The following is a 4,692-nucleotide window of genomic DNA, read 5'->3' as shown; positions in this document are numbered from 1 at the left end:
TTCTATCAGATTCCTTTTTGTGGTCTGACCTGCCTTAATTCGAGCGACGGATTCTAATAATCTGTTTGCATTCTTCTTTGAGCTCAACAAGTATATCGTTTCCTTCATACCGTTAAAATCATCCAATGACATTACAACTACAGGATTACCTCGCTGTCTAGTTATCACAGTTGGTTCGTGATCTCGACAAACGTCTTCCATTACCTCCTTAAAGCAAGCCCGAGCTTGGCTAAAGTTAAGTATTTGCATTTTGTTTTCCTTCCCTATAAACAGGGATGATAAGTTGTTAAAACTAAAAATCGTTCTAGATGTTCTTCTAGGGATAAATTGTTAAAACCATATGTGCACACCATTTTGTGCGAGGTGGTCATCAGCCCATGTAGAGCCGATCAAGATATGAAATGGATTATACATCACAAAAAAAGATTGTACAAGTATTGGTACAATCTTTTTTCAATAAAAAATTAATCACCAAAACATAAAATCAAAAATGAGTTGAATGTTTTGTTTCAAGATAGTCTTTTTAATGGGGGTTAAGGGGGGAATCCCCCCTTACTCATGAACTTTCAATATACCTTTAGGTTATTTGAAAGTGGAGTGAGTCCACTTCACTATCGCAAAGCTCAAAAACCTCTGCTATCGTGTGCTTTTTGCGGTGTCGGATTTCTCCAATGTCATTTGCTATTTTGCGTATTCAGAAACTCAAGTCATTTGCCGATGTTGGAGGCAGTCTTTCGCATAATTATCGCAATCGAGAAACGTTAAATGCCGATGATGCTCGTACACATTTGAATGAGCATGAGCTAGATACAAACGAAAAATGTATGACCGCTATTCGTGATCGTATTCCTGAAAAAAGACGTAAAGATGCAGTTTTGTGTATTGAGCATTTGATTACAGCGAGTCCGGAGTGGGATGGCTGGGGAACTGAAAAAGAAACTGCATTTTTTGAGCAATCAAAAAAATGGCTCGAAAATAAATACGGTAAAAATAATGTCGTCAGCACCACCATTCACCGTGATGAAACAACTCCTCACCTTGTCGCCTACGTTGTTCCAGTGGACGAAGAAACAGGACGATTGAATGCTAAAAAATATATCGGTGGATCTCGACATACACTTTCACAGATGCAGACTGATTTTGCAGTTGAAGTAAAAGATTTAGGATTAGATCGGGGCGTACAGGGGAGCAAAGCAAAACATACGTCTATTCAAGAATATTATGAAAAATTGAACAATTACGAGAATGAACCAGGCATTGAAAAAGGACTCACCTATGAAGTGCCTGAACCTGAGTTTTTTGAATCTAAAAATGCCTACGGTGAGAGAGTTGCAAAGGCTATGATTGATCAGATATTTGATCAAATTGGACCGCGATTTGACAATGCTAACTTGCTGGCCAGTCAATCGAAAAAGTTAAAAAAAGAACTGTCAGATGCAAGAAGGACACTAGCTGAAGTACAGCAAAGAGCAAAACCGTATTTGGATATAATCAACAAATACAATAATCCGAATCTTACTAAACAATTTGATGAACAAATTTTTAAATTAGAGCAGAATTTTGATAGGCAACTAGAACATCATATATTTCTAAATGAACAACGAGAACAAGAAAGATTCAATCAACAACGAGAACTTAGAGAGCAATTACGCATAGAACAGGAACAGAAAAAACAACTGGCTGAGCAAGAAAGACAGGAAAAAGAGCGTTTGGCATTTTTAAGACGTCAAGAATTGGAAAAACAGAGAAAAAATGAACCCAAAAAACCTGATAACAGCAACGATAACGACTACTCCCCCTCATAACATCCATTTAAACGCAAAAAAACGGGGGTTTTAGCCATGTTTTGGGTTTCATGCATAAAAGTATAGTTGAAATAAATAAAATTCATTAGAACGCAAATGAAAGATTTTTAGCGAGTGTTTACGAGCATCACAATGAAATTTCGCTTAAAGAAAAGGCAAAAGATAGTTCTCTTTTGCCTTTGAAATTACATATTAATAGTAATAGAAATATTTTCTTGAGGAACATCAAAATAGTTTGCTAACAATCTTTTAGCTTCAGGAATTGATATTTTCTCTAATTCTTCTTTTGGTTTATTCGCTTGCTCTAAAACATTAGGTTCTTGCTCTAACTTATTGAACTGTAAATTTTCTAAGTCAATGTTTAGCTCTTCTAAAGTTCTATAAGCAACTGGGTTTCTATTTCCATCCCATACATTAGGAATAGAAATATCTGCATATTCAGAAATATTAATTATCCAACGACCTTGAGAGCCTTCTTCTTGAGATTGGCTGATACTAGATATTTTACCGATTAAAAAGGCTGTGTGGTGCTTTGCTTCAGGTTGACCCCAAGATTTATTTCGGTTTTGAACGCAAACCACGTAACTGCACTTTCCTGCATGGTGAGCGTTTAATCTCCAAGCCTGACTTCCTCCTTCTTTTAAAATTCTAGATTTTCCTCGAGCTGTTAAAACTACAACACACTGATTCTTCATTTAAACACCCTTAGTACAAAAATTTAATGCAAATAAAACTGCATGTACTAATATTAGTACATTCGGTTTTATTTGCATAGTACAATGAGGTACTATTCACTCTGAAATTTAGCTTTTTTTGCTCTTGGAGTATAGAACCTCATGTTTAAGTACCCGAGCGAGTGTCTACGAGCGATTGAGCAACATTAAAATTTCGCCCTTGTTTTTTCTCTGATTACAAAGTTTCCATTTCAACATTAAACGAGATTAACAGAGCGGAGCGAATATCTACGAGTGAAGTATTGATGCTTTTGCTCTTAAAAAAGCATGAGCATAGCGAATGCATTATTAGTGCTTTTGACTTTGCTTTTGCTCTTGAAACGACACGAGCGAAGCGAGTGCCATAGCCTTTGATTTTGACTTTTTCTGGGCTTTTAATGTTTTTAAATGCTTTTAAATGCTTTTAGGCTCTCTGAAACACTGTGATAGCAAGGCTTTTGAGCTTCATATCTATACATCTATAGACCCATATCTATACATCTATAGACCCATATCTATACATCTATAGACCCATATCTATACATCTATAGACCTTATCTATACATATTATTTTATGTATATTTACTTACGCTTTAATTTGTGTATATTGGTTTTGTCGTAAGGAGGATTTGATTGTGAGCCGTAATGTAGAACAGGAAAAAAATATGCTCATTGTAAAAGATAACGCCTTAATTAATGCCAGTTACAACTTAGAGCTTGTGGAACAACGATTAATTCTATTAGCGATTATTGAAGCAAGAGAAAATGGAAAGGGTATTAATGCAAACGACCCATTAACAGTACATGCAAGCACATACATACAAACATTTAATGTTGAGAAACATAGTGCTTATACAAGCTTAAAAGAAGCATGTAAGAGTTTATTTGCAAGACAATTTAGTTATGAGGAAATAAATAAAAATGGAAATTTGACACAGTATACAAGCCGATGGGTATCAAAAATCGGCTATACAAAAAATGAAGCAACTGTAGAAATTATATTTGCGCCTGATGTTGTTCCTTTAATTACACGCCTTGAAGAACATTTCACAAGTTATGAGCTTGAACAAGTTGCACAGCTTCAAAGTAAGTATGCTACACGGCTATATGAAATATTAATTGCGTGGCGCAGCACTGGTAAAACCCCAGTACTAACTATTAATGAGTTTAGAAAGCAAATAGGTGTTATTGATTCTGAATATAAAATTATTTCCAATTTTAAGTTACGTGTATTAGAGCCATCAATTAAGCAGATCAATGATTTAACAGATATTGACGTGACGTATGAACAGCATAAAAAAGGGCGGACAATCACAGGCTTTTCATTCAACTTTAAGCAGAAGCAACAAGCAAAGAAAATAGAAACTAATATAGATCCGGACACAGCCGATCTATTCAAAAAAATGACAGATGCACAACGACATATGTTTTCTCACAAACTGTCTGAGATGCCCGAAATGTCGAGATATTCCCAAGGTACAGAGAGCTATCAACAATTTGCCATTCGTATTGCTGAAATGCTTTTACAACCTGAGAAATTTAGAGAGTTATATCCTCTTTTAGAAAAAGCAGGATTTAAGTAATGGTCGAAAAAGAAATAACAAAATTTGAGAAAGAAATTTTGCTCCAAGAAAAAATTGAGCAGCTTGAAAATGAACTTAAAGAATTTTCTGATCTTCAAAAAAAAGTGTATAGCGATCGACTTCAAAAAAGTATCGTGGGTTTAGAAAATAGAATTCAACGAATCAAAAAAATGCTTTATACAACCTAAAAAGTTGTCAGGGTTTTACAGCTTTTCTAATAAAAAAGGCGCAGATCAGTATCCACGCCTTTCAATTTATATAGTCTTAAATATTACGAGACATTAGTCATCGTAGTGGTATCTGCATGAAGCAATATGCAAAACACCCTTCTCATACATATATACAAGACGGTGTTCTTTCGTGATACGTCGAGAAATAAAACCGGAGAGATTTTCTTTTAGAGGTTCAGGTTTCCCTGTGCCAGAAAATGGCGTTTTCAATGATTCGTTAATCAGATCATTTACTTTGCTAAAAATTTCAGGAGAGGTTTTCAACCAATATTGGTAGTCATCCCAAGCATGGTCATCCCAGCTTAGAGCTACATTTTCTTGCGCTTGTTTCTTGTTACGTTGCTTCTGTTTGGCAGTCATT

At 35.3% G+C, this 4,692-nt stretch carries 5 protein-coding genes; 3 read left to right on the top strand and 2 right to left on the bottom strand.

What is annotated here, in order from left to right; all coding sequences use genetic code 11:
• Positions 1-671 precede the first annotated feature (671 nt).
• Positions 672-1,805: a MobV family relaxase gene (gene mobV / locus C9E88_RS17465; protein ID WP_106986748.1), complete on the top strand. Its 1,134-nt coding sequence runs from the start codon at positions 672-674 to the stop codon at positions 1,803-1,805.
• 185 nt (positions 1,806-1,990) lie between these two features.
• Here the strand turns inward: mobV and C9E88_RS17460 are convergent, their stop codons facing one another.
• A complete protein-coding gene (locus C9E88_RS17460) occupies positions 1,991-2,500 on the bottom strand; it encodes a hypothetical protein (protein ID WP_106986753.1) in 510 nt (169 codons plus the stop codon).
• A 683-nt stretch (positions 2,501-3,183) separates the two neighbouring features.
• On the opposite strand from C9E88_RS17460, the gene repM reads away from it, so the two are divergent.
• The gene (gene repM / locus C9E88_RS17455) at positions 3,184-4,101 is read left to right on the top strand and encodes a replication initiation protein RepM (RefSeq protein ID WP_106986752.1); all 918 of its coding nucleotides are present in this window, start codon (positions 3,184-3,186) and stop codon (positions 4,099-4,101) included.
• On the top strand, positions 4,101-4,289 hold the full coding sequence (locus C9E88_RS17450) for a hypothetical protein (protein WP_106986751.1): 189 nt from the start codon (positions 4,101-4,103) through the stop codon (positions 4,287-4,289). Before repM ends, C9E88_RS17450 begins: the two co-directional genes overlap by 1 nt.
• A 93-nt stretch (positions 4,290-4,382) precedes the next feature.
• Here C9E88_RS17450 and C9E88_RS17445 read toward each other — a convergent pair whose 3' ends face one another.
• The gene (locus tag C9E88_RS17445; RefSeq protein ID WP_106986750.1) at positions 4,383-4,691 is read right to left on the bottom strand and encodes a Txe/YoeB family addiction module toxin; all 309 of its coding nucleotides are present in this window, start codon (positions 4,689-4,691) and stop codon (positions 4,383-4,385) included.
• Position 4,692 lies beyond the last annotated feature (1 nt).

The sequence above is a fragment of the Acinetobacter cumulans genome, assembly GCF_003024525.3.
Lineage (GTDB): Bacteria > Pseudomonadota > Gammaproteobacteria > Pseudomonadales > Moraxellaceae > Acinetobacter > Acinetobacter cumulans.
This window is presented reverse-complemented; position numbering and strand designations above follow the sequence as displayed.